Source organism: Anaeromyxobacter sp. SG66 (assembly GCF_022690805.1).
Lineage (GTDB): Bacteria > Myxococcota > Myxococcia > Myxococcales > Anaeromyxobacteraceae > Anaeromyxobacter > Anaeromyxobacter soli.
In genome coordinates this window covers 12919-37826 of the sequence record NZ_JALCZC010000002.1, presented here as the reverse complement: position 1 = coordinate 37826, position 24908 = coordinate 12919, and the positions used below count along the sequence as shown (strand labels likewise).

Sequence of the window (24908 nt, the reverse complement as noted above, 5' to 3'; positions counted from 1 at the left end):
GCTCGCGAGGATCGCCCGGGCCTCACTGGCGCGGATCCCACATCGCCTGGTCGAAGTCCGGGTCGGGCGGCTCGTCGCGAGGCCGCTCGCCCTCCGGCACGTTCCTCAGATTCACGCGCACGCGGGTCCAGGTCGTGTACCGGCCGCGCATCGCGTCCACGAGCACGTCCTCGGGCGCGAGGCGCGCGGCGGCCTCCGGGTGGCGCGCCTTCCAGCGCTCGAGACCTTCGAGCGCGTCCTCCTTCCTCGCCGCGCGCGCGACGACGGCGAGCGGATGGCTCGGGCGGCGCGGCGCCCCCTTGCGCCGGGACGGCGCGACGCGCGCGGGCTCCTCGGCTCCCTTCGCGTAGTGCGGCGGCCACGGCGCGTCGCCGAGGCCGTCCGCACGCTGGCGCGCCGCGAGCTCGAGCAGCGGCTCGAGCGAGCCTGCCGCGTCGTCGATGCCGGCCCCCACGTCCCCGAGCCGCGCGAAGCGCGCCGGGACCGTGCGCAGCGTGAAGTCGGCCGGGTCGCAGGCGGGCAGCTCGGCCCAGGTGATGGGCGCGGACACCCGCGCGTCGGCCGTGGGCCGCACCGAGTACGCGGAGGCGACGGTGCGGTCCTTCGCGTTCTGGTTGTAGTCGATGAAGACGCCGTGCCGTTCCTCCTTCCACCACTTGCTCGTCGCGAGCTCCGGCGCGCGCCGCTCCACCTCGCGGGCGAGCGCCAGCGCCGCCTGGCGAACGTCGGTGAAGGTCCAGCGCGGCTCGAGGCGCGCGTTCACGTGGATGCCGCGCGAGCCGCTCGTCTTCGGCCAGCCCACGAGGCCGTGCTCGCGCAGCACCTCGTCCACGAGCAGCGCCACGCGCCGGAGCTGGTCCCACTCCACGCCCGGCATCGGGTCGAGGTCCACGCGCAGCTCGTCGGGGTGCTCGAGATCGGCGGCGCGCACCGGATGCGGGTTGAGGTCGATGCAGCCCAGGTTCACCACCCAGGCGAGCTGCGCCGCGTCCCGGACCACGATCTCCTCGGCGCTGCGACCCGAGGGGAACCTGAGCTCGACGACCTCGACCCAGGGCGGCCGCGACTCCGGCGCGCGCTTCTGGAAGAAGAACTCGCCCTCGGCCCCGTCGACGTAGCGCTTCAGCGCCATCGGCCGGCCCCGCACGCCGCGCAGCGCGCCCTCGGCCACGCTCAGGTAGTACTGCACGAGCTCGAGCTTGGTGACGCCCGCCTCGCGGAAGTAGAGCTTGTCCGGATTGGAGATGGCGACCTCCCGTCCGGCGATCTGCAAGTGTTCTTTCTTGCGCGGTGACATGGCTCTGGCGGGTGTTCTTGCTCGAGCGGCTCGCGCTTCGCCACGCCCATGGCGTTATCTCCCCGCGATGGCCTATCCGATCGCGCCCCCCGTCGAGCCGATGCTGGCGAAGGCCGCGGAGAGCCTGCCCGAGGGGGACCGCTGGCTCTTCGAGCCGAAGTGGGACGGCTTCCGCGCGCTGGTCTTTCGCGACGGTCCCGAGGTGTACCTCCAGTCCCGCGAGCTGAAGCCGCTGAACCGGTACTTCCCCGAGCTCGCCGAGCCGCTCCTCGCGAGCCTCCCCGAGCGGTGCGTGGTGGACGGCGAGATCGTCATCGCCGGCCCGGCGGGCCTCGACTTCGAGGCGCTCCTCCTCCGCATCCACCCCGCGGCGTCCCGGGTGAAGCTCCTCTCGCAGGAGAGCCCCGCGGGCATCGTGCTGTTCGACCTGCTCGCCCTGGGCGACCGCGACCTGCGCGCGTCCCCGCTCTCCGAGCGGCGCGCGCTGCTCGAGCAGCGCCTCGCCGGCGCGGCGCCCCAGGTGCACCTGACGCCCGCCACGCGGGATCGCGCCGTGGCGCAGGACTGGTTCGCGCGCTTCGAGGGGGCCGGGCTCGACGGCGTCGTCGCGAAGCGGCTCGACTCGACGTACCAGCCCGGCGTCCGCGCGATGGTGAAGGTGAAGCACGCGCGCACCGCCGACTGCGCGGTGGCCGGCTTCCGCTGGCACAAGAACGGGCCCGGCACGATGGTGGGCTCGCTCCTGCTCGGGCTCTACGACGAGGCCGGCAAGCTGCACCACGTCGGCATCTGCAGCAGCTTCACCACCGCGCGCCGCAAGGAGCTCGTGGAGGAGCTCTCGCCCCTGCGCGAGAACGCGATGGAGGGCCACCCCTGGCGCGACTGGGCGGAGTGGGCCGACGCGGACGCCGAGCCCGCGCAGCGCATGCCTGGCGCGAGCAGCCGCTGGAACCGCGGCAAGGACCTCTCCTGGGAGCCGCTGCGGGTGGAGCGCGTCTGCGAGGTCGCCTACGACCACCTGCAGGGCGATCGCTTCCGGCACGCGACCCACTTCCTGCGCTGGCGTCCGGACCGCTCGCCGCGCGAGTGCCGCTACGACCAGCTCGAGGAGACCCCGGCGTTCGAGCTCTCCCGCATCTTCGGGGTGCGGCCGCAGGCGCCGCGATAGATCCCGAGGCGGACGGGTCTCGCGCCCGCGAACCTCGCGGCGCGCCGAGACGAGGCAAAAGCCGGCGGCGGTCGGAGCGCCGGCTCGCGGAGGTGAGCGATGGCTGGGGCGCCGGAGAACGACAGGGCCACTCCGAGCCGGCAGGAGCCGGAGCCGGAGCGCGAGCGGGAGCAGCGCCGCGGAGCGAGCGACCGCCCCGCGAGCGAGCGCGCGGAGGGGTGGGAGGACATCGATCCCCGCGAGGAAGAGGGCTGGAGCCAGCCCGAGTCCTCCGCGCAGAAGGGAGCCCTCCCCGACGAGGGCTGAGGCGCGGCCGGCGCGTCCCCGCGCCCTCTACGCCGATTGCACGCTGAGTGAGCGCGCCCGAGCCCGCGCGGGCGCCGCTCCTGCCGCGCGCGTTAACGTTAACGAACCGTTAACCCGTTAACGCTGCGCAGATTTCGGGACCTTTCACCGTACGGAAATGAACACTCCGGCGCGCATTCCAACCCACACGCGACGTGTGCACTACTCCCGCGCGAACCGCGGCTCATCCCCGCCGTCGCGGCGAGCCGCGCCCAGGAGATCGACCCCATGAGAAAGCTCGTCGCCGTCCTCGCCGCCCTCGCGTTCGCCGCTCCCGTGCTCGCCCAGGAGGTGGGGGCGGGCGAGTACGCGTCCTCCGTGTCCGCGGGCCGCCCGCTCGACGTCCCGCCCGGCATCTACGCGAACACCGCCGCGCGCCTGGCCGAGTTCTTCGCGGCCACGGGCGGCGCCCGCACCGTCTTCGCCACCGACCTCAAGGCGCGGATCGACGCCGGCGCGAACCAGCTCGTCATCGACGTCCGGCCGGCCACCGACTACGCGGCCGGCCACATCCCCGGCGCGATCAGCATGCCGCTCGCGGCGCTCTTCCGCTCGGAGAACCTGGCGCAGCTTCCCACCGACGGCACGCCGCTCATCCTCGTCTGCCACACCGGCCACACCGCCTCCATGGCGCTCGGCGGCCTCGTGTCGCTCGGCTACAACGCCTATGTGCTGCGCTTCTCGATGATGGGCTGGAACGCGAGCTCCAACCAGAAGATCTACTCACCGTCGCAGGTCCAGACGATCTTCGGGCTCGCCGGCCCGCTCGTCCGGTAGCCCTCGCCGTCCTCGCCGCACCCGCGCCGCGGCCGCCCCGAGGGACGGCCGCGGCGCCTCGTTCCGCCTCCCCTCCCCACGGAGCCGCACCATGCGCATCGCAATCCTCGCCGCCGTCCTCGCCGCGCTCGCCTCCGGTGCGCGCGCGGAGGAGCACCGCGTGATCTCCACCGAGGCGCTCGCCGCCCGGATGAAGGGCGCCCCCGCGAGCTGGGACTTCACGCTCGTCGACGCGCGGACCCGCGTCGAGTTCTCGGAGTCGCGCATCCCGGGCGCGGTGCTCGTGCCCGCGCGCGCGGTGGAGGCCGAGCTGCCGCGCCTCGTGAAGGACCGCGCGCGGCTCGTGGTCTTCTACTGCAACGGCCCGAACTGCACGAAGACCGTGGTGGCGGCGAAGGCCGCGGCCGCCGCGGGGTACACCAACGTCGCCGAGTACAGGGATGGGCTGCCGGGCTGGGGGAAGTCCGGCCGACCGACGGCGGGGAAGCGCATGCGGGCGTTCGACGCCCCCGCGATCGCGCCCGCCGCGCTCCAGGCGGCGCTCGCCTCGAGCCGCCCGCCGTTCGCGATGGACATCCGCGACGCGCAGGAGTTCGGCGCGTTCCACCTCGAGGGCGCCGTGAGCATCCCGCTCGACGACATCGAGGCGCGCCTGAAGCAGGTCGAGCCCGGCCGCGCCATCGTCATCGTCGATCACGCCGGGCACCAGGCGCCGATCGCCGCGCGCCTGCTCCGGCAGCTCGGGCGCACCGAGGTGAAGCGGCTCGACGGCGGGATGCTGCGCTGGCAGGCGGACGGCCTGCCGGTCGCGCGCTGAACGGGAGGACGCCTTGCGACTCACCCTCGGCAGACGCGTCGCCGCCACCTTCGCCGGGCTCCTGCTCGTCGTCGCGGGGCTCGGCACGTTCGGGCTCGCCTCGAACCAGGCCACCGCCACGCAGCTCGGCGCGGCCGTCCCCGCCGCCGTGGAGCGCGCCGTCGCGGCGAGCGAGCTGGAGCTGTTCGCGCGGACCGCGCTCCAGCTCCTCGCCGGCCAGGCCGCGGCCGGCACCTCGGACCTCGCGGACCTCGGCCCCGCGCGCGACGGCTTCGGGAAGGCGCTCTCCCGGTTCGAGGCGGCGGGCGGCGCGACGGCCGCCTCCGCCGAGGCGAAGCGGCTGTTCGGCGCCGTCGTCGAGGACGGCGAGCGCATGGTGCGCGCCACCGCCGACCAGGAGTGGCTCGAGGCAGGGCAGCGGACGAAGGCGTTCAAGGCGGCGTCCGCCGCGGCCGTCGCGGGTCTGGAGCGGCTCCGCACGGACGAGGCGGCGGCGGTCCAGGAGACGCTCGCGGCGACGCGAGACACGGCGCACCGGCGCGGCGCGCTGTTCACCGCCGCGCTCGCGGCGGCGCTCGCCGTCGGGGCGGTGCTCGCGTTCCTGCTGCACCGCCGCGTCGCGACGCCGGTCGTCGAGCTCTCGAGGCTCGCCCGGCGCGTCGCGGACGGCGACCTCGCGAGCGACGCCGCCGCGGGCCACGCGCCGCGGTCGGACGACGAGATCGCGGACCTCCAGCGCGCCATGCAGGGGATGACCGAGAACCTGGGGCGCGTCCTCGGGCAGCTGCGCGCCGGCGCCGACGGGCTGCTCGCGGCCTCCGGGCAGGTCGCCGCGACGTCGCAGGCGCTCTCGCACGGCACGGGAGAGCAGGCGGCGTCCGTCGAGGAGACGACCGCGAGCCTCGAGGAGATGAGCGCCTCCATCGCGCAGAACGCGGACGGGAGCCGCGAGACGGAGCGGGTGGCGCTCGACGCCGCGCGCGACGCCCGCGAGAGCGGCGACGCGGTGCGCGACAGCGTCGCGGCGATGCGCTCCATCGCCGAGCGGATCGGCGTCGTCGAGGAGATCGCCTACCAGACGAACCTGCTCGCGCTGAACGCCGCGATCGAGGCCGCCCGCGCCGGCGATCACGGCAGGGGGTTCAGCGTGGTCGCGAGCGAGGTGCGCAAGCTCGCGGAGCGCGCCCAGAAGGCCGCGAAGGAGATCGGCGGGGTGGCCACGACCAGCCTGGAGGTGGCGGAGCGCTCGGGCGAGCGGCTCGCGCGCCTCGTGCCCGCGATCCAGCGGACGGCCGCGCTGGTGCAGGACGTGGCGGCCGCCTCCACCCAGCAGACCTCGGCGGTCGGGCAGATCAACCGCGCGATGGCCTCGGTGGACCAGGTGACGCAGCGCAACGCCTCCGCGGCGGAGGAGCTCGCCACGACCGCCGAGCAGATGGCGGCGCAGGCCGAGGCGCTCCGCGAGCTCGTCGGGTTCTTCCGCACGGACGGCCGCGACGGGCCGGTGCAGCCCGGTCTCGCGCTCGCGTCGGAGCGGACGGGAGCTTTGCGGGTCGCGGAGGGGTAGCTCGCGGCGAGGCGAGCCCCGGCGGCGCGGGCTCCGGTCGCGCTCGTCCGGGACGAAGCGCGCCGAGGCCACCGGTCCCTCGCGAGCGCGAGAGCCGCCGGCCGCGAGTCGCCGCGCCTCGCGGTGGCGAGGCGCTCACCGCGCTACGTGCGCGGCGGCCCGCCCTTCGCCTCGTTCGCGGCGGGGGCCGGCTTCGCGGCGGCCTCCTGCGCCCTGGCCTCACGCTGGGTGGCGTTCTTCGCGGCCTTGGCATCCGCCCTGGTCTTCTGGTCGGCGGCGGCCTGGGCCCTCGCCTCGGCCTGGGCCGGCGTGTCCACGTGCGGCGAGACGCTCTTGTTCGACAGATCCTTGAAGCTCATGGTTCACCTCGATGGTGCGCGGGTTTCGTTGCAGAGGGACTCGAAGCAGGCGGCGGACGGATCGTCCGTCACTTCGCCGCCGGGGTCCCCAGCATCGCCTCGACGCGCGCCTTGAGCGCCGTCCGCTGGATGTCCTCACCGCTCAACCGCTCCCCCTTCTCCTTCCCGCCCTGGAGGAAGACGAGCGTCGGGCTGACGGTGACGCCGAGCGTCGCCGCGAGCCGCGGGTTCGCCTCCCGCTTGACCTTCAGGAAGCGGACCTTCCCGGCGTAACGCTCCGCCACCGCCGCGAACCTGGGGGCGAGCGTCTCGCAGGCCTTGGACTCCTTGCCGCCGTGGAAGTCGAGCACCACCGGCAGCGCCGTCGCGACCACCTCGGTTTCGTAGTCCTTCTCGGCGATCTCCTTCACGTGCAGCGCCTCGGTCTCCTTGCCGTTCGGGTCCTCGGTCACGGGGAGCTTCACGTTGAAGCGATTTCCCTTTCCGCTGCTGAATCGGCTTCCCATTCGACGTCCTCTCGGCGCGGACGGGTCCAGGCCGGGCGCAGAGGCGCCCACGCTCGTCGCGCGTGCTGCGGTGATCCAGGAACGGCCGCGGATCGCGACCGCTTTCAGCTCGTCGCGAGCGGCGCTTCGACCGCCGCCGCCACCGCTCGCAGGTACGCCAGCCGGCCCGCCCACTCGAGCTCGAAGAAGCCGTGGTCCACGCCCCAGAGCGCCCACGGCATCTTCTCGCCGTCGTGCACCCACACGATCTTCCGATCGGGCGAGCGCAGGCGGCTTCGCTGCTTCGTGCACCAGGAACGGCGCGACAGCTCGCGCCAGCCGGGGATCGCGTTCATCAGCAGGGCTGCGATGAACGCGGTCATCTCCCTTTCGTAACACCTTTCGACGAGCGGCGCCGGGAACCGACCCATGATGCCGCCGGGCCGTGCCCGTCCGTTCCCTCCGCGCTAGGACTCATGCCCGCGATGCCCACCCCTCCCGAAGGCCTGACCCCCGGCCCCGATCGAAAGCTCCGCTGCGTGTGGGGCGCCTCCGCTCCGGAGTACCTGGCCTACCACGACGAGGAGTGGGGCCAGCCCACCGCGGACGACGTGCGCCTCTTCGAGAAGGTCTGCCTCGAGGGCTTCCAGGCCGGCCTCTCCTGGCTCACCATCCTGCGCAAGCGCGAGGCCTTCCGGCGCGGCTTCGCCGGGTTCGACCTCGAGGCGGTGGCGCGCTTCGGGGCGCGCGACGTGGCGCGGCTCCTCGCCGACGCCGGCATCGTGCGCCACCGCGGCAAGATCGAGTCCACCGTGAACAACGCCCGCCGCGCCTGCGCGCTCCGGGACGAGCTCGGCTCCCTCGCCGCCTACTTCTGGCGCTTCGAGCCCGCTCCCGCCTCGCGGCCGAAGCGGCTCGCCTGGGCGGACCTCCGCGCGATGACGACGACGCCCGAGTCCGTGGCGATGTCGAAGGACCTCCGGAAGCGGGGCTGGACCTTCGTCGGGCCGACCACCCTCTACGCCTTCATGCAGGCGGTCGGGATCGTGAACGATCACCTCGACGGCTGCGCCTTCCGCGCGCGGGCGGAGCGGGCGCGTCGCGCCTTCGAGCGGCCGCGCTGACGTCCCGTCACGGCGCGAGCGCCCCTCCCGGCGGCGCCCGCGCCGCGCCGAGCCTCAGCGGTTCGCGCCCATCGACCTCGCGAACTCCTCGCCCGCCCGCCGCATCTCCTCCGGCGTGAGGTCCTTCTGGTGCGTCGCGAACGACCACATGTAGCCGAACGGGTCGGCGACGCCCGCGCAGCGGTCGCCCCAGAACATGTCGGCGGGCGGCATCGTCGGCTTCCCGCCGGCGTCGACGGCGCGCTTGAACGCCGCGTCCGTGTCGGGCACGTAGAGCCACATCGTCACCGGCACCGGCGCGGCGGCGCTCGGCGCCCCGGTGCCCATGCCCGGCATCTCGTCGTTCAGGAAGAACATCGAGTCGCCGATGCGCAGCTCGGCGTGCCAGATGCTCTTCCCGTCCGGCGCCGGCATCCGCGCCACCTCCTGCGCCCCGAGCGCGCGCTTGTAGAACTCGATCGCCTGCGCCGCTCCCCGGATGACGAGGTTCGGCGTGAGCGTGTGCATCCCCTCCGGGATGGGTCTCACCGTGGCCATGGCGCTCCTCCTTGGTTCGAGTTGGTCGAGCTAACGAGCGCGCGCGGCGAGGTCGAGGTCTCGGCGGGTCGCAAGCGGCCGTTCGCGTCCTCCGCGCCCAGCCCGGTCACCTGCCGCGAGCGCGACATGTCCTCCTGCCACCGCTCCTCGAACGCGCGCGCGAACGCGCGGTCGTCCACCACCAGGGCGCCCTCCTCGAGCCACTCCATCGACATGAAGTCGAGGTTCATGGAGCCGACCAGGGAGAGCCGGTCGTCGACGAGCATGGTCTTCGCGTGCATCATCGCGGGGAGGTACTCGTAGACCGTCACCCCGCTCGCCTCGAGCCGCGGGTAATGGCGGCGCTGGATGAACGTCACGCTGCGATGATCCTGGTACGGCCCGGGCAGGAGCAGCCGCACGTCGATCCCCATCTCGCGCCGTGCGCACAGCGTGCCGAGCACCGCCGGCGGCGGGACGAAGTAGGCGTTCGCGATCCACACCCGCCGCTCCGCCGCCGCGAGCGCGATGTGCGTGACCCAGCGCGCGTGGGAGAGGCCGATGACGTCGGTGCTCGTCACGTACGCGGCGCGCGCCTCCCCCGCCGGCCTCGGCCGCTCGAGCTCGACCGCGGGGAGCATCCAGCCCCCCGTCTCGATCCAGTGGTTCGCGAACGCCACCTGCATCTGCTGCACGACGGGCCCCTCGATCTCCGCGTTCGAGTCTCGCCACACGGGCGAGCCGGGCGCGCCGCTGCTCCACTCGGGCGCGATGCCGAAACCCCCGGTGAAGCCCACCCGCCCGTCGACCACGACGAGCTTGCGGTGGTTCCGTCCCGTCAGGGAGAAGGGCCGCTTCTTGAGCGGCCTGAAGTAGCGCACCTCGCAGCCGGCCTCGCTCAGCCGGGGGCGAAGCTCCTCGTCGAAGCCGGTGCTCCCCATGGGGTCGACGAGGATCCGCATCCGCACGCCCTCGCGCGCCTTGCGGCACGCGAGGTCCGCCAGGCGATCTCCCGCGCCCCCCGGCTTCCAGATGTACACGTCCACGTGGACGCTGCGGCGCGCGTCGCCGATCGCCTCCTCCAGCGCGTCGAACACCTCGGCGTCGTCCCTCCACGCGACGCGGTTCCCGTCGACGAGCGACGTCGCGGTCGTCTGCGTCAGGGCGAGGCCGACCCCGTCCACCCCTCCGGGCAGGCCGAGCCCGAGCGAGCCCCAGGGGCCGTAGCGGGTCCGGCGGTCCCAGAAGCGACGCGCCAGCACGCCCAACCCCGTCCCGACCACGAGCCCCGCCGCGAGCGCGCGCTTCATGTCTGCAAGCTAGGCCGCGCCCGCAGCTCCCGATGCGCCCGGGTCGAGGCTCCGCCCCAGCCTACAAGGGGCTTCACTCCGAGCGCGCGCTTCTACCCCCGGACGTGCGCGGCAACCCCCATGACGCTGCGCGTCGTGACCCGCGTCCGCAGGACCTTCCCCGCTTGCCCGTGACCCGCCTGCTTGCACGGACGGAGATTACATGTCGCAATGTAGGAATATCACCGCACCTTTTTTGATTGATGCTCCGATGGCGCCAACCTCAATACCCTCCGTCCGGCTGGCCGAGCTCCTGGACATGTCCGTCGTCCAGCGACTCGCGGAGGCGAACTACAACGCCACGGGGATGCCCATCGGCATCATCGACGCCTTCGACGGCTCCGTCCTCGTCGGCTGCGGCTGGCAGGACATCTGCGTCCACTTCCACCGGGCGGATCCCCGCTCGCTCGAGCGCTGCCGGGAGAGCGACGACTACATCAAGGGCCACCTCGCGGAGGGCTCCTCCTGCGAGTACCTGTGCAAGAACGGGCTGCGGGACATCGGCGTCCCCATCGTCGTCGCGGGCGAGCACCTCGCGACGCTCTTCCTGGGCCAGTTCTTCTACGTGGAGGAGTCGGCGGACCGCGGCTTCTTCGTCCAGCAGGCGAAGCAGTTCGGGTACGACGAGGCGGCGTACCTCGCCGCGCTCGATCGCGTGCCGGTCTTCGACCACGCCGCCGTCGAGAACATCGTCGCCTATGACCGGGCGCTCGTGCGATTCATCGGCGAGCTCGCCGAGGGAGCGCTCCGCCAGCGGAAGGCGGAGGAGGCGCTGCGCGACGTGGACCGGCGCAAGGACGCCTTCCTGAGCGTGCTGTCGCACGAGCTGCGGAACCCCCTCGCCCCCATCCGCAACTCGATCTACATCCTCGAGCACGCCGACCCCGCCGGAGAGCAGGCGCGCCGGGCGCGGGCGGTCATCGAGCGGCAGACCGAGCACCTCACGAGGCTCGTGGACGACCTGCTCGACGTGACCCGCATCGCGAAGGGCAAGATCGAGCTGCGCTGCGCTCGGGTGGACGTCGTCGGGATCGCGCGCCGGACGGCCGAGGATCTTCGCTCCGTCCTCGCGGGCCGAGGCCTCGAGCTCGCGCTGGAGCTCCCCGCCGGACCGGTCCTCGTGAGCGGCGACGCGACGCGGCTCGGGCAGGTGCTCGGGAACCTCCTCCAGAACGCGGCCAAGTTCACGCCCCGCGGCGGCGCCGTCACCGTCTCGGTTCGCGCGAGCGCGGACGCGACGGAGCTCCGCGTCCGCGACACCGGCGTCGGCATCGCGCCGGACCAGCTCGAGCGGATCTTCGAGCCGTTCGTGCAGGCGGAGCGCTCGCTCGCGCGGACCGACGGCGGGCTCGGGCTCGGCCTCGCGCTCGTCAAGGGCATCACCGAGCTGCACGGTGGGACGGTCCGCGCCGAGAGCGCCGGGCCGGGACGAGGCGCCGAGCTCGTCGTCCGCCTCCCGCTCGCCGCGGAGGCCAGCGTGCCCGTCGCGGTGGCCGCCGGGATCACTCCGGTGCCCCACGGCCTCCGCGTCCTCGTGGTGGACGACAACCCGGACGCCGCGGACTCGCTCGCGGAGATCGTGCAGCTGTTCGGCCACACCACCGAGGTGGCCTACGACGGCCCGACCGCCCTCGCGAGGGCGCTGGCGAGCCCCCCGGACGTCGTGCTGTGCGACCTCGGGCTCCCCGGGATGAGCGGCTACGACGTCGCGCGCGCGCTCCGCGCCGCCGGCCCGGACGGCGTGCGGCTCATCGCCGTCAGCGGCTACGCGCAGCCGGACGACCTGCGGCGCGCCGCGGACGCCGGCTTCGACGGGCACGTGGCGAAGCCGCCCGACCCGGCGGTGATCGAGCGGCTCCTGGCGTGAGCCCGCCTGGCGAGGCCGGGGACTGGCGCGCGCCCTGCACGATGCCGCCCGTGTCCGATGCGTTGCCTGGATTCCGAGCCGATCCTCGATCTCCCCGAGGCACGCTGCACGTCCATCGGGCAGCCGCGCCCGGAACACGGGCTCCGCGCCGGCGCGGGACGGGTCGCGACGGCGCGCGTGGGCGGCGCGAGCGCCATCGTCGCGTGCATGGCGTCGAGCCCTCTCCAGCTCCTCTCGCCCTCTCCGCGGGGGCGCTGCGCCTGGATCATCTCCGCGAGCCATGGCGGCGGGCTCCTCGCGGGAGACGAGGTGTCGCTCGAGGTCGAGGTCGGAGGGGACTCTACCGCGCTCCTCTCCACGCAGGCGGGAACCAAGATCTACCGCTCGCGCGGGGCGATCGCGACGCAGCGGCTCGGGGCGCGCGTCGGCCCGGGCGCCGTCCTCGCGGTCCTGCCGCAGCCGGTGAGCTGCTTCGCGAGCGCGCGGTACCGCCAGGAGCAACGGCTCGAGCTCGCGCCCGGCGCGAGCCTTCTCTGGCTCGACGCCCTGGTCGCGGGCCGCGTCGCTCGCGGCGAGCGCTGGGCCTTCGACGAGTACCGCTCGCGCGTCGAGGTCGTGATGGGCGGCCGGACGATCCTGGCGGATGGGCTCCGCCTCGTGCCCGGCGAAGGTCCTCCCCTCGGCGAGCGGCTCTCCGGCGTCGACTTCCTCGCGACCGTGGTCGCGCTCGGACCGGCGAGCGCGCGCCACGCCCGCGCGCTCCAGGAGCGGCTCGCGTCGTCGCCGGCCACCCCGGACTCGCCCGTCCTCGCGGCGGCGAGCCCGCTCGGCGACGGCGTCCTCGTGCGCATCGCGAGCCGGAGCATCGAGGACGGGCTCGCGTTCGTGCGCGAGCGCCTCGCATTCGTCGCGGCCGTCACCGGCGTGGATCCGTTTACGCACATTCCGTGAACCCGGAGGCACGATGCACCTGACCCCACGAGAGATCGACAAGCTCACGCTCCACCAGGCCGGCGTCCTCGCGCAGAAACGGCTCGCGCGAGGCCTGCGCCTCAACCACCCCGAGGCGGTCGCGCTCGTCGCCACCCAGCTCCTCGAGCTCGCGCGCGACGGGCGGCGCGTCGCCGAGCTGATGGCGCTCGGCCGGCGGATGCTCGGGCGGCGGCAGGTGCTGCCGGGCGTGCCCGAGCTCGTCGCGGAGGTGCAGGTGGAGGGGACGTTCCCCGACGGCACGAAGCTCGTCACGGTCCACCACCCCATCGCGGCGGAGGACGGCGACCTCGCGCTGGCGCTCTACGGATCCTTCCTCCCGGTCCCGCCCCTGTCGGCCTTCGCGGAGGAAGCTCCCGGCGGACCGGAGGAGGCGAGCCCGGGGGAGGTGCTGCCGGCGCCCGGCGAGGTGGTGCTGAACGAGGGACGCGAGGCGATCCAGCTCGCCGTGACGAACCTCGCCGACCGCCCGGTGCAGGTGGGGAGCCACTACCACTTCGCCGAGGTGAACCCGCTCCTGCGCTTCGACCGGGCGCGCGCGTACGGCCGCCGGCTCGACGTGCCCGCCGGGATGGCGGTCCGCTTCGAGCCCGGCGAGACGCGCACGGTCGCGCTCGTGGAGATCGGCGGGCGCCGCGTGGTCCGCGGCGGCAACGCCCTCGCGCCGGGGCCGGTCACGGAGGAGGGCCGGGAGCGCGTCGTGGCGGAGGCCCGCCGGCGCGGCTTCGCCCACGCGGAGGAGCGCTGAGATGACGCGGCGAATGGATCGGCGACAGTACGCCCAGGTGTACGGCCCGACGACCGGCGATCGCGTCCGCCTGGGCGACACGTCGCTCGTGCTGGAGGTCGAGCGGGACCTCACGGTGTACGGCGACGAGTGCGTGTTCGGCGGCGGCAAGGTCCTGCGCGACGGCATGGGCCAGGCGGCCGGCGCACCGCCGGACGAGGTGCTCGACCTCGTGGTGACGAACGCGCTCGTGCTCGACCACGGCGGCGTCTTCAAGGCCGACGTGGGCGTCCGGGGCGGCCGGATCTGCGCCATCGGCAAGGCGGGCAACCCCGACGCGATGGCGGGGGTGACGCCGGGGATGACCATCGGCCCGGGCACCGAGTGCATCGCCGGCGAGGGGCTCATCCTCACCGCCGGCGGCATCGACACGCACATCCACTTCGTCTCGCCGCAGCAGGCGTACGAGGCGATCGCGAGCGGCGTCACGACCCTGCTCGGCGGCGGCACCGGTCCGGCGACGGGAACGAACGCCACGACGTGCACGCCGGGCGCCCGCCACGTCGGCCTCATGCTCCAGGCCACGGACGCGCTCCCCGTCAACATCGGGCTCCTCGGCAAGGGCAACGCCGCGTCGCCCGAGGGGCTGGCGGAGCAGATCCGCGCCGGGGCCGTGGGCCTGAAGCTGCACGAGGACTGGGGGACCACCCCGGCCGCCATCGACGCCTGTCTGCGCGTCGCCGACGCGCTCGACGTGCAGGTCGCCATCCACACCGACACCCTCAACGAGTCCGGCTGCGCCGAGCACTCGATCGCGGCGTTCGCGGGCCGCACGATCCACACCTTCCACACCGAGGGCGCGGGCGGCGGCCACGCCCCGGACATCATCCGCGTCTGCGGCGAGCCGAACGTCCTCCCCTCCTCCACGAACCCGACCCGGCCGTACACGGTGAACACCGTCGACGAGCACCTCGACATGCTCATGGTCTGCCACCACCTCGACCCCACGCTCCCCGAGGATCTCGCGTTCGCGGAGAGCCGGATCCGGGGCGAGACGATCGCGGCCGAGGACGTCCTGCACGACCTCGGGGCGATCTCGATGATGAGCTCGGACTCGCAGGCGATGGGCCGGGTGGGCGAGGTCGTCACCCGCACCTGGCAGACCGCCGACAAGCTGCGCCGGCAGCGCGGCCGGCTGGCGGAGGAACGCGGCGACAACGACAACCTCCGCATCCGCCGCTACGTCGCGAAGTACACCATCAACCCCGCCATCGCGCACGGCCTCGCGGAAGAGGTCGGCTCGGTCGAGCCAGGGAAGCTCGCGGACCTTGTCCTGTGGCGGCCCGCGTTCTTCGGCGCGAAGCCCGAGCTGGTGCTCAAGGGAGGGCTCATCGCCTGGGCCCAGATGGGCGACCCGAACGCCTCGATCCCGACGCCGCAGCCGGTCCTCGCGCGCCCGATGTTCGGCGCGCTGGGGCGCGCGCTCGGGGCGACGAGCGTGGCGTTCGTGTCGCGGGCGGCGCTTCAGGCGGGCGAGGTGCAAGGCCTCGGGCTCGCGAAGCGGCTCGTCGCCGTGCACGGCTGCCGCGCCCTCGGCAAGAAGGACATGAAGCTCAACGACGCGCTGCCGCGGATGGAGGTAGATCCGGAGACGTACGAGGTGCGCGCGGACGGCGTGCTCCTCCGCTGCGAGCCTGCCGCCCGCCTCCCGCTCGCCCAGCGCTACTTCCTCTTCTGATGACCCCCTGGCTCTCCTGGCAGCTCGCCGACTCGGCGTTCCCCACCGGCGGCTTCGCCCACTCCGGCGGGCTCGAGGCGGCCGTGCAGCTCGGGCGTTGCGCCGGCGTCGCGGGGCTCGACGCCTTCGTGGTCGAGTCGCTCTGGCAGGCGGGCTCGCTCGCGGTCCCCTTCGTCGTCGCGGCGCTGCGCGCGCCGGAGCGGCTCGCCGAGCTCGACGCCCGCTGCGACGCCGCCATCCCCGGGCACGTCGCCAACCGCGCGAGCCGCGCGCAGGGGCGTGCGCTGCTCCGGGCCGCGGTCTCCCTCGGGCCCGCCGCGCGGGAGCTCGAGGAGGAGGTGCGGCACGCCGGCCTCGCGGGGCACCTCGCCCCGGTGTCGGGGGTGGTCCTCGGCCGCCTCGGCGCGTCCGAGGAGGAGGCCGCGCGGCTGCACCTGTTCCTCGCGGCGCGGGGGATCGTCTCCGCCGGCGTGCGGCTCGGCCTCTGCGGTCCGCTCGAGGCCCAGGCCGCCCTCGTCCGCGCCGGCGCGGTCGCGGACGCGGTCCTCGCCGCGACGGCCGGTCGGCCACCCGAGGAGGCCGCGGCGGCCTCGCCGCTCCTCGAGCTCCTGCAGTCCCACCAGGACCGCCTCTACTCGAGGCTCTTCCAGAGCTGACCATGAACGCGCTCTCGCTCCACTCCGGTCACGATCACGCCCCCGGGCCCGGCTCGTTCCGGGACCGCGGCGCCCCTCACGCGCGCGGCGACCTCCGGCGGCGCGCCTTCACGGTCGGAGTGGGAGGTCCGGTCGGGAGCGGGAAGACCGCGCTCGTCCTCGCGCTCTGCCGCGCGCTGCGCCACTCACGCTCCCTCGCGGTCGTGACGAACGACATCTTCACCCGCGAGGACGCCGAGTTCCTGGTCCGGAACCAGGCGCTGCCCGCCGAGCGCATCCGCGCCGTCGAGACCGGAGGGTGCCCGCACGCGGCCATCCGCGAGGACGTGACCGCGAACCTGCTCGCGCTCGAGGAGCTCACCCTGGCGCACGACCCCGAGATCCTGTTCTGCGAGTCGGGGGGCGACAACCTCGCCGCGCACTTCAGCCGCGAGCTCGCCGACTACACCATCTACGTCATCGACGTCGCGGGCGGGGACAAGGTGCCGCGCAAGGGCGGCCCCGGCATCACGCAGGCCGATCTCCTCGTGGTGAACAAGACGGATCTCGCTGAGGCGGTCGGCGCCGACCTCGGCCTCATGGCCCGCGACGCCGCGCGGATGCGCGGCGACGGCCCGGTGGTCTTCGCGCAGGTCACCCGGGGCGTGGGCGTCGCGGAGATCGCCGAGCACGTCCTCCATGCACACCGGCACGCGATCGGCGGATGATCTCGCCGGGGAGCGCGCCGGCTGCGCCCCGCCCCTGCTCGCCAGCACGTGATCCTTCCCCGCTCGCGCGTCAGTACACCCCCGCCTCCCGGTACAGCGTCCGGAACTGAACGGCGCCCGAGGCCTCGAAGTCCCCCAGCAGCTTCAGGAAGACCATGCCGGTGGTGAGCGCGTCGTAGAAGGCGTGGTGCGCCGGGTAGCGCGGCAGCCCCATCTCGATGACGATGTCCTCGAGGGCGGCGTCGGTCGAGGCCTGGCTCGCAGGCGACGTCCGCCGGCGCCACCAGCCGTACAGGAGGCGCGTGTCGAGCGCGGGGTTCTTGATCGACCGCTCCTTCCGCGACGCGAGCGCCGCGTTCAGGAAGCCGAGATCGACCGCCGTGAAGTGGCCGATCACGACGCTGTCGCCGATGAAGGCGAGCAGGCGGTCGAGCGCGTCGAGGAGCGGCATGCCGCGGCTGACCTCGTCCGGGCCGAGGCCGTGGATGAGGATGACCTCCTTCGGCGAGACCGCCTCGGTCGGCTTGAACACCTGGTAGAAGCGCTCGCTCATCACGATCCGGCCGTTGCGGATCCGCACCGCGCCGATGGAGAGGATCTCGTCCCTGGCGGGGTCGAGCCCGGTCATCTCGCAGTCGAGCACCGTGAACGTCATCGTCCGGATCGGCTGCGTCCACTCCTCCGCGCCGAGCGTCTTGCGCCGCGCGTAGCGGACCTCCGCGGCCGCGCCGGTGGCCTTGCGCCGGACGAGCCGGAGGAGCGCCGCGATCCCGGTGGTTCGGCTCATTGCGCTCCCTTTCACGCCTGGCGCAGGAACTTCCTGCGCGCGCTCGCCTGGGCACGTCCGATGAGCCCGAAGGTCTCCTCGAGGAACCGCTGCTCGAGGGTGGAGATCTCGTGCGTGCTGATGAGGTTGTCGGCCGGCACGCCCCCGGTGCCGAGCGCCGCCACCTGCCGGGCGAGCCGCAGCTGCATGAGGAACGAGTACGCGTGCTTCATGTCGAGGCAGACCCGCGCGTCCACCTCGCCCTGCTGCGAGAGCTTCCGCAGCCGCTCGAGCGTGCTCGTCGCGCCGATGCCGTTCCAGAGGCCCTGCAGCCGCGTCAGCTCGCAGATGCGCGCGATGGGCTGCTTGATGTCGAACACGTCCTCCCGGCTCCCGCGCGTCTCCACCGAGATCCGCCCGAAGAGGCCGACGGGCAGCTCCTTGTCCACCACCGCCTGCGCGAGGAGGTTGAAGAACATCCCGGGCCTTGGCGCGAGCAGCTGGGTCACGTGGCCGCGGAGCTCCTCGGCGAGCGCGAGGTCTCCGTGCACCTCCCGGAAGTCGAAGAAGATGCTGGAGTTGAGCACCGCCTCCGGCTCCGGGACCCTCACCCACTTGCGGAAGTACTCCTTCCAGACGGACAGCGGCTGGCACCACTCCCGGTTGCTCGCCATCACCTCCCCGTCGCAGTACTCGACCCCGACCTCCTTCAGCCAGGTGCAGACGCGCTCGCCGAGCCGCGGGAAGTACTCCTCCGCCTCGCGCCCGGGGACGTCGGCGAACACCAGGGCGTTGTCCTGGTCGGTCACGAGGGTCTGCTCTCGCCGCCCCTCGCTGCCGAGGGCGAGGAACACGAACGGCGCGGGGGGCGGGCCCATCTCGGCGAGCGCCAGGTCGAGCACGCGCCTCACCGTGGCGTCGGACACGGCGCTGATGAGCCAGGTGAGGCTGTCCACCCGCGCCCCCTCGAGCATGAGCGCGCGGACCAGCCGGGGCAGGCGCGCCCGCTTCTCGGCGAGGTCCTTGCGGAGCCGGGTCTGCGCGATGTCCCGCAGGTACTCGAGCGGAGAGCTCCCGTGCGCGACGAGCAGATCGTCGTCCGCGAGCAGCCCGACGATCTCCCCACCCTCTCCGGCGACCGGCAGCGAGCGAACGCCGGAGCGCACCATCACCTCCATCGCCGCGGCGAGCGGCAACCCGGCCGCCATCGCCTCGCCGGCGGGGGTCATGACCTCCGAGACGGGCCGCGCCGCGTCGAGGCCGCTCGCCAGCGCCCGCGTGACGAGGTCCCGCTCGCTCACGAGCCCCACGAGCGCGCCGCCCGCGTCGCGCACGAGCAGCGTGTGGCAGCGCCGCACGGCCATCCGCTGCGCGACCTCCCGCACCGACTCCTCTCGCGAGCACCAGGCCACCTCCCGATCGCAGATCTCCCCGACCGTGCGGCTGAAGCCGACGGAGTCCGGATCGGGCGAGGTGAGGAGCCACTTCTGGCGCAGCCGCGCCCCCACGCGCTCGAGCATGCGGGGCCCGAGGCTCTCGGCGAAGAAGTCGTGGAACTCGCGGTGCCTCGCGCACGCCTCGAGGAACAGCGCCCCCGGCACCGCGTAGAGGAACGTGTCCTCCACCGCACGCACCGTGAACAGGGCGATCCCGCCGTTCGTCAGGACGCACGCCCCGCCGTAGGTCTGGCCGAGGCCGGCGGCGCGCCCCTGGGAGCCGGGCGCGGCCGCGTCGTCGAGGAGCTCGAGCGAGCCCTTCATGACGACGTAGACGTCGGTCACCGCCGACTGCCCCTGGGCGAAGAGCGTGCTCCCCCTCGGGTGGTACTCGATGGAGAGCGCGTCGCTGATGCGCTCGAGGTCGGCGTCCGGGAGGAAGTCGAACGGCGTGACCGAGCGCAAGAACTGGAACGCCGGGCTTCCCGTCACGAAGTGGAGGAGGCGATCGAGCATCGGCGGTCCCCGGCGCCCGTGAACGAATCGGCTCCCCGATTCCTTCGAGCTCTGCCTGCCCCCGTCCTTCGTGGCGTGCGTGGCCTGCGACGATCTGTCGAGCGCCCGCGATTATCCCAGCCCACGACGCGCCTCCACAACCCCTCGTTGATCCGCCTTCGCGGGTCGGCCAGAATCCCGCCACCGCCGGTCCCGGAGCGCTCTTGACCCTGAAGCTCAAGCTGCAGCTGGCCATCTCCGTCGCGGTGCTGGTCACCGCGGGTGTCCTCGCGGGCTACGCCGTCGGGAGCATCCGCTCGCGGGCCGCGGAGGACATCGCGCGCATCCGGGCCGAGAAGACCGCGCAGGTGAAGCAGGACCTCACCGACAAGGTGAACACCGTCTACGCGCTCATCGACGCGCAGTACCGGGAGGCCGCGGACGAGCGCTACCTCGAGCAGAAGTACGGGCAGCGGCTCGAGGCGATCCTCGACGTCGCGGGCGCGACCCTCCGCGAGCACCTCGCGCGGGCGCGCCGGGGCGAGGTGTCGGTCGCGCGCGCGCAGGCGGACGCGCTCGAGACGCTCCGCGCGATGCGGTTCGACGGCGGCAAGGGGTACCTGTGGATCAACACCGTCGGCCGGCCCTACCCGACGATGCTCATGCACCCGCTCGTCCCGAGGCTCGAGGGGACGGTCCTCGACGCGCCCGAGTTCGACTGCGCGGGCGACGACGACCGTAACCTGTTCCAGCTCGCCGTCGAGCTCACCGCCGCGCGCGGGGCGGGCTTCATCCGGTACAGCTGGCCCGAGCCGGACGGGAACGCGCTCCTGCCGCGCATGCCCAAGTTCTCCTACGTCCGCCTGTTCAAGGAGTGGGGCTGGGTGGTGGGGACCGGCATCTACGTGGACGAGGCGGTGCGGGAGAAGCTCGCCGAGATCACCTCGGGCATCCGCAAGATCCGCTACGGCTCGGAGTACTTCTGGATCAGCACCGCCGAGACGCCGGTCCCGCGCATGGTGATGCATCCGATCCGGCCCGAGCTCGACGGCCGGACGATGGACGCGAAGGAGTTCGAGCTCGCGGTGAACGGCCGCGCCCAGAACCTGTTCTCGGCGTTCCGGGACATCTCCTGGAGGACCGGCGAGGGCTTCGTGGAGTACTCCTGGCCGAAGCCGACGGCGGAGGGGACCCCGGGCGCCGCGGCGCCGAAGCTCTCGTTCGTGAAGCGCTACCGGCCGCTCGACTGGATCATCGGCACGGGCCGGTACGTGGACGACATCGAGGTCGCCATCGCCGAGAAGACCGCGGCCGCCGAGGCGCAGGTCGGCGCCCTCGTCCGGCGCATCATGCTGGCGTCGCTCGTGGTGGTGATCCTGGCGGTGGCCGGGGTGAGCTTCCTCGCCGCCACCCTCACGCGGCCCCTCGCCACGCTGGTCGGCCTGTCCCGGGACATCGCGGACGACGAGAAGCACCTGTCGCGCCGCATCGGCCTGCGCTCGAAGGACGAGATCGGGCAGCTCGCCACCGAGTTCGATCACATGGCCGAGCGGGTCGAGGCGAGCTTCCGCAACGTCCGCGAGCAGCGCGAGCTGCTCCAGAGCGTCCTCTCGAACGTCCCGCACTCCATCTACTGGAAGGACCGGCGCTCCGTTTACCTCGGGTGCAACGACCGCTTCGCGCAGCGGTTCGGCCTCCCCTCCGCCGAGGCGATCGTCGGGAAGACCGACGCGCAGCTCGGCTGGAGCGACGAGCAGCGCGCGCGCCTCCTGGAGCGGGACCGGGGCGTCATGGACGCCGGAGCGCCGCTGCTCGACGCGCGCGAGACCCTGCGCGACGCGTCGGGCCGGGACATCGACTGCCTGGCGAGCCGGGTGCCGCTGCGCGACCAGGCTGGGAACCTCATCGGCGTGCTCGGCGTGTTCGTCGCGCTCCCGCCGGAGGCGCCCGCGCGCTGAGCGCCCCCGCGCGCTCAGCGGGCGCTCACCCGCCGGCGAGCCGGTAGAACGCCCCGAGGATCGCGCCGAACACCGCGTGCGCCGCGAGCGCGCCGAGCGGCGTCCGGACCCCGTAGTTGAGCGCGAGGAAGCCGGGCGGCTCGAGCTGCCGCGTCACCGTGGGGCCGTGCGTCTCGCTCGCCATCCTGGGGTGCAGGCCGGGCAGGATCCGCATGCCGGCGGTGAGGACGAAGGCGGCGTGCACGACGCCGATGGCCGCGCCGAGCCACCAGGTGGCCCGGCCCCAGGCCTCGAAGGCGGCCACGTACAGGAGCGAGAAGAGCCAGCCGTTCACGAGGTGGACGGCGAACCCGAGGAGCTTCGCGCGATCGCGGCTCGGGGTGAACATGGTGCCGAGCATGTAGGGGAGGTTCATGCGCGTGAGGCGCAGCCCCTGGGTGCCCGCCAGGATCGTCGTGAGCACGATCGTCGCGACGAAGCCCCACAACAGCCAGCTCCCGACGCTCATGCGTCCGCCTCCTCGAGCGCCGCGCGCGGCGGGACCGCGTGCGTGAGCGGCGCCTCGCCCCGGAGCCGCTGCTCGAGCGAGAGCGCCGCGTTGATGAGCCCCACGTGCGTGAACGCCTGGGGGAAGTTGCCGAGCGCCTCGCCCGTCCCGGGGTCGAGCTCCTCCGCGAAGAGCCCCACGTCGTTCGAGAGCCGGCAGAGCCCCTCGAAGGTCTCGCGCGCCTCCGCTGCGCTGCCCGCGCCGAGCGCCAGCACCTCGGCGCCCCAGAAGCTGCAGATCCCGAACGCGCCCTCGCCGGGAGAGTCGCCGCTCCGGTAGCGGTAGAGGAGGCCGTCGCGCGCGCCGAGCCGCTCGCGGATCCGCGCGAACGTCGCGCGCATGCGCGCCGAGCGCGCGTCCTCGAACCCGTACCAGGCGAGGAGCAGCAGCGCCGCGTCGAGCTCCTCCCCGCCGAGCCGTGCGGTGTAGCTCCCGAGCCGCGCGTTCCAGGCGTGCTCCTCCACGTCGCGCCTGATGGCGGCGCGGTTCCGCTCGAACAGCTCGACCGGCGCGCTGCAGAGGTGCCCCTTCGCGTGCAGCTCGAGGAGCCGGTCGAGCGCGGTCCAGCACAGCACGCGCGAGTGGGTGTTGTGCCCCTTCCCGGAGCGCGGCTCCCAGATCCCCTCGTCGGCGCCCTGCCAGCTCCGGCACACCTCGTCCCCGAGCGCGCAGAGCATCCGCTGCGTCTCCCGGTCGAGCGTCCCGCCGCTCCGGACGAAGTGGGTCACCGCGTCGATCACCTCGCCGTAGACGTCGAGCTGGAGCTGATCCGCGGCGCCGTTCCCGACCCGCACCGGTCGCGACCCGCGGTGGCCCGCGAGGTGCTCGAGCGTGCGCTCGCGCGGTGGCGCGTTGCCGTGCACGTCGTAGAGGACCCGCAGCTCGGGCTGGGTGAGCCGCGTCGAGTGGAGGAGCCAGCTCACGAAGGCGTCGGCCTCGTCGCGGAAGCCGAGCCCGAAGAGCGCGCGCACGGTGAGCGCCGCGTCGCGCAGCCAGCAGAAGCGGTAGTCCCAGTTGAGATCGCCGCCCACGCGCTCGGGGAGCGACGTCGTCGCCGCCGCGACGACCGCGCCCGAGGGCGCGTACACGAGGAGCTTCAGCGCGAGCGCGCTGCGCACCACCGCGTCGCGGCCGGGCCCGTCGTAGCGGAGCTGCCCGACCCAGGCGCGCCACCAGCGAACGGTGCGCGCGAGCGCCTCGCGCGTGGGCGCTCCGAGCGGCGGCAGGATCGCGGGCCACTCGTCGGCGTAGGAGAGCGACAGGTGCCGCGTCTCGCCGGCCTGCAGGACCGCTCTCCCGGTCGCACGCCCGGCGGGCTCGATCGCGAGCGGGAGATCCGCGCGGAGCGTGAGGAGGCCCGCCCGTGTCTCGGCCCGGAGGCCGAGCCCGCCGGCGTCGCGCAGCCGCGGCCGCACGCGGCCGTAGTCGGGCCGTGGCTCGAAGACGGTCTCGAGCTCCACCGAGCCGCGCTCGCACGTGGCCATCCGCACGAGCTCGTGGTCCGGGAGGAGCAGCCGCCGCTGCTCCTTCTGCGAGGCGACCGGCATGAAGTCCGTCACCGCCAGCGCGCCCGTCGCCGTGATGAACCGCGTCACGAGGACGTTCGTCTCCGGGAGGTAGTGGCGCTCCGAGCGGAACGGCGTGGCCGGGGCGAGCGTCCAGCGCCCGGCGCCGTCGTCGACGAGCGCGGCGAAGATCGAAGGGCTGTCGAATCGCGGCCAGCACAGCCAGTCGACCGTGCCGCCGCGCGACACGAGCGCGGCCGCCCGGCCGTTCCCCACGACCGCGTGATCGCCGATCCGCTCCACCGCCTCGCCCTCCTCCGGAGAGACGCACGGCGCCGGGGTCGGGTGACGCGCGAGCGAGCCCGGTCCAGGCGAGCTTGAGCACGCGGCCCCGGACCGGCACGCCGTCGGCTGCGCAGCACGGCGTCGCGCCCCCCTTTGAGCCCTAGTCCGTCTCGCTCTCCCAGGCCGCCGAGTCCGCGAGCATGAGCTCGAGCCAGGCCTCGAGCCCCGGGGCCGGCGTCGTGACGACGGTCGGATCCTCGAGCGTGGGGTGCGCGTCTCCCGTGGTGAAGAAGTACTTCGCGTTCGAGGTCGCCGGATCCATGACGCTCGTGCCGAGCAGGCGGAGCTCCGCCTCGAAGCGGTCCGCGGGCATCGGCGTGAACGCCGGGCTCGGCAGGAGCGTGAACGTCCCGAAGAAGCCCCGGATGGTGAGGTCCTGGAGGTGCGAGAGGAGCGCGATGCGGTCCCCCGGGTAGCGCTCGGCGAGCTCGCGCAGGCCCTGCGACAGGTCCGTCCGGCACCCCGGGCAGAAGCCGTCGAGCGACGCGCCCATGCCCCAGCGCGCGTACCAGGTGTCGCGCGTGCTCGCGGGGATCGCGGCGCCGGCGAGGGGCGGGCCGGAGTCGTCCACGAGATAACCCTTGGCGTGCGGCCAGTAGCGTCGAGCGGCGGAGTAGCTCGACAGCGAGCCGAAGCCGCCCGCCGAGGAGCCGGACACGACGAGCTTCGCGGGGCTCGGGAACGTGGCCCCGAGCCGCTTCAGGAACGCGAGCACGTTCGCGTGCCCGACGTGGTGCCACGTGACCGAGGGCCGGCCTTGGATGGGTGAGGCGTATGTCGCGACCGCGTCGCCGCTGTGAACGTCGCCCGTGCAGTACGGCACGAACACGATCGTCGCGTCGCGCAGGGCGGCCGGGAGGTTCTCCCGTCTCACCCACGAGCGCGGGTACTTCGCGTAGATGTCGCGCGCGAACTCGTCCGGCCCGAACGGACCGCTGCTCGCGGTCTTGGGCACGAGCTCCGGCGCACCCCCGCAGGTGAAGAAGTCCCAGCACGCGCCGCCGCCCTGGAGGAACACGACGAGGTCGGTGCTCGCCGGCGAGCCCCAGCTCAGCGCGAGTCCGGTCGTGCTCGTCCCGAACTGGTACTCCCCCGACGGCTGCAGCGCCGCGTCGGTGCAGAACGCGTCCTCGAACGGGATCCAGGTCCACCCCGCGGCCCCCGCGATCGCAGCGCCCTCGGTGCGCGAGATCGGCGCGCCCAGCGGCGGCGGCGTGGCGTCGCCGCCCGGAGCCGGGTCGTTTCCGCCTCCGCAGGCAGCCGCGGTGAGGAGCGCGACGGCGAGGAGGCGGCGCACGGCGTCCGGGATCCGCATGCGCTGCATCGTACCTCCGCGCTCGGGAGCGAGCAGCGCTCGCGTGCGCGGC

24 protein-coding genes are annotated in these 24908 nt (G+C 73.7%); 13 read left to right on the top strand and 11 right to left on the bottom strand.

What is annotated here, in order from left to right:
* Positions 1-22 precede the first annotated feature (22 nt).
* Positions 23-1273 (bottom strand): DNA polymerase domain-containing protein, encoded by a 1251-nt coding sequence (locus tag MNZ39_RS00990; RefSeq protein ID WP_242333244.1) that lies wholly within the window; start codon positions 1271-1273, stop codon positions 23-25.
* Between the two features lie 91 nt (positions 1274-1364).
* Here MNZ39_RS00990 and MNZ39_RS00985 point away from each other — a divergent pair, with 91 nt between their 5' ends.
* The 5 genes from MNZ39_RS00985 (at position 1365) to MNZ39_RS00965 (ending at position 5971) form a co-directional block, all read left to right on the top strand.
* Positions 1365-2465: an ATP-dependent DNA ligase gene (locus MNZ39_RS00985; RefSeq protein ID WP_242333243.1), complete on the top strand. Its 1101-nt coding sequence runs from the start codon at positions 1365-1367 to the stop codon at positions 2463-2465.
* Positions 2466-2564: 99 nt separating this feature from the next.
* Positions 2565-2771, top strand: a complete 207-nt coding sequence (locus MNZ39_RS00980; protein WP_242333241.1) for a hypothetical protein — start codon at positions 2565-2567, stop codon at positions 2769-2771.
* Between the two features lie 267 nt (positions 2772-3038).
* Positions 3039-3587 (top strand): rhodanese-like domain-containing protein, encoded by a 549-nt coding sequence (locus MNZ39_RS00975; protein ID WP_242333239.1) that lies wholly within the window; start codon positions 3039-3041, stop codon positions 3585-3587.
* Between the two features lie 91 nt (positions 3588-3678).
* On the top strand, positions 3679-4404 hold the full coding sequence (locus MNZ39_RS00970) for a rhodanese-like domain-containing protein (protein ID WP_242333237.1): 726 nt from the start codon (positions 3679-3681) through the stop codon (positions 4402-4404).
* Between the two features lie 13 nt (positions 4405-4417).
* Complete coding sequence (locus MNZ39_RS00965) at positions 4418-5971, top strand: methyl-accepting chemotaxis protein (RefSeq protein ID WP_242333235.1); 1554 nt, start codon at positions 4418-4420, stop codon at positions 5969-5971.
* Positions 5972-6114: 143 nt separating this feature from the next.
* On the opposite strand, the gene MNZ39_RS00960 is transcribed toward MNZ39_RS00965, so the two are convergent.
* From MNZ39_RS00960 to MNZ39_RS00950, 3 genes are all read right to left on the bottom strand, one after another.
* Positions 6115-6330 (bottom strand): hypothetical protein, encoded by a 216-nt coding sequence (locus MNZ39_RS00960; RefSeq protein WP_242333233.1) that lies wholly within the window; start codon positions 6328-6330, stop codon positions 6115-6117.
* A 68-nt stretch (positions 6331-6398) separates the two neighbouring features.
* Positions 6399-6836: a co-chaperone YbbN gene (locus MNZ39_RS00955; protein ID WP_242333231.1), complete on the bottom strand. Its 438-nt coding sequence runs from the start codon at positions 6834-6836 to the stop codon at positions 6399-6401.
* A gap of 104 nt (positions 6837-6940) precedes the next feature.
* Entirely contained in the window at positions 6941-7198 is a 258-nt protein-coding gene (locus tag MNZ39_RS00950; RefSeq protein WP_242333229.1) for a hypothetical protein, read from the bottom strand.
* Positions 7199-7300: 102 nt separating this feature from the next.
* Between MNZ39_RS00950 and MNZ39_RS00945 the strand changes: the two genes are divergently transcribed.
* Positions 7301-7939 (top strand): DNA-3-methyladenine glycosylase I, encoded by a 639-nt coding sequence (locus tag MNZ39_RS00945; RefSeq protein WP_242333228.1) that lies wholly within the window; start codon positions 7301-7303, stop codon positions 7937-7939.
* A gap of 54 nt (positions 7940-7993) precedes the next feature.
* Here MNZ39_RS00945 and MNZ39_RS00940 read toward each other — a convergent pair whose 3' ends face one another.
* Positions 7994-8476: a VOC family protein gene (locus tag MNZ39_RS00940; RefSeq protein WP_242333226.1), complete on the bottom strand. Its 483-nt coding sequence runs from the start codon at positions 8474-8476 to the stop codon at positions 7994-7996.
* Complete coding sequence (locus MNZ39_RS00935) at positions 8464-9765, bottom strand: phosphatidylserine/phosphatidylglycerophosphate/cardiolipin synthase family protein (protein ID WP_242333224.1); 1302 nt, start codon at positions 9763-9765, stop codon at positions 8464-8466. The genes MNZ39_RS00940 and MNZ39_RS00935 overlap by 13 nt, the downstream gene beginning before the upstream one ends.
* A 298-nt stretch (positions 9766-10063) precedes the next feature.
* Between MNZ39_RS00935 and MNZ39_RS00930 the strand changes: the two genes are divergently transcribed.
* Genes MNZ39_RS00930 through ureG form a run of 6 tightly spaced genes read left to right on the top strand, consistent with a single transcriptional unit; the run spans position 10064 to position 16489 of the window.
* Complete coding sequence (locus tag MNZ39_RS00930) at positions 10064-11671, top strand: PocR ligand-binding domain-containing protein (RefSeq protein ID WP_242333222.1); 1608 nt, start codon at positions 10064-10066, stop codon at positions 11669-11671.
* A gap of 57 nt (positions 11672-11728) precedes the next feature.
* Positions 11729-12622, top strand: a complete 894-nt coding sequence (locus MNZ39_RS00925) for an urease accessory protein UreD (RefSeq protein ID WP_242333220.1) — start codon at positions 11729-11731, stop codon at positions 12620-12622.
* A 13-nt stretch (positions 12623-12635) separates the two neighbouring features.
* The gene (locus MNZ39_RS00920) at positions 12636-13409 is read left to right on the top strand and encodes an urease subunit gamma (protein WP_242333218.1); all 774 of its coding nucleotides are present in this window, start codon (positions 12636-12638) and stop codon (positions 13407-13409) included.
* Position 13410: 1 nt separating this feature from the next.
* Entirely contained in the window at positions 13411-15126 is a 1716-nt protein-coding gene (gene ureC / locus MNZ39_RS00915) for an urease subunit alpha (protein WP_242333216.1), read from the top strand.
* Positions 15126-15782, top strand: a complete 657-nt coding sequence (locus MNZ39_RS00910; RefSeq protein ID WP_242333214.1) for an urease accessory protein UreF — start codon at positions 15126-15128, stop codon at positions 15780-15782. The genes ureC and MNZ39_RS00910 overlap by 1 nt, the downstream gene beginning before the upstream one ends.
* Before the next feature lie 2 nt (positions 15783-15784).
* Positions 15785-16489 (top strand): urease accessory protein UreG, encoded by a 705-nt coding sequence (gene ureG, locus MNZ39_RS00905; protein WP_242333212.1) that lies wholly within the window; start codon positions 15785-15787, stop codon positions 16487-16489.
* 70 nt (positions 16490-16559) lie between these two features.
* Here the strand turns inward: ureG and MNZ39_RS00900 are convergent, their stop codons facing one another.
* Positions 16560-17276 (bottom strand): PolC-type DNA polymerase III, encoded by a 717-nt coding sequence (locus tag MNZ39_RS00900; protein WP_242333210.1) that lies wholly within the window; start codon positions 17274-17276, stop codon positions 16560-16562.
* Positions 17277-17287: 11 nt separating this feature from the next.
* Positions 17288-19207 (bottom strand): DUF294 nucleotidyltransferase-like domain-containing protein, encoded by a 1920-nt coding sequence (locus MNZ39_RS00895; protein ID WP_242333208.1) that lies wholly within the window; start codon positions 19205-19207, stop codon positions 17288-17290.
* Between the two features lie 203 nt (positions 19208-19410).
* Here MNZ39_RS00895 and MNZ39_RS00890 point away from each other — a divergent pair, with 203 nt between their 5' ends.
* On the top strand, positions 19411-21144 hold the full coding sequence (locus tag MNZ39_RS00890) for a cache domain-containing protein (protein ID WP_242333206.1): 1734 nt from the start codon (positions 19411-19413) through the stop codon (positions 21142-21144).
* 25 nt (positions 21145-21169) lie between these two features.
* Here the strand turns inward: MNZ39_RS00890 and MNZ39_RS00885 are convergent, their stop codons facing one another.
* From MNZ39_RS00885 to MNZ39_RS00875, 3 genes are all read right to left on the bottom strand, one after another.
* Positions 21170-21652 (bottom strand): hypothetical protein, encoded by a 483-nt coding sequence (locus tag MNZ39_RS00885; RefSeq protein ID WP_242333204.1) that lies wholly within the window; start codon positions 21650-21652, stop codon positions 21170-21172.
* Entirely contained in the window at positions 21649-23499 is a 1851-nt protein-coding gene (locus tag MNZ39_RS00880; protein WP_242333202.1) for a glycoside hydrolase family 15 protein, read from the bottom strand. The genes MNZ39_RS00885 and MNZ39_RS00880 overlap by 4 nt, the downstream gene beginning before the upstream one ends.
* 142 nt (positions 23500-23641) lie before the next feature.
* On the bottom strand, positions 23642-24865 hold the full coding sequence (locus tag MNZ39_RS00875; RefSeq protein ID WP_242333200.1) for a pectin acetylesterase-family hydrolase: 1224 nt from the start codon (positions 24863-24865) through the stop codon (positions 23642-23644).
* Between the last annotated feature and the right edge of the window lie 43 nt (positions 24866-24908).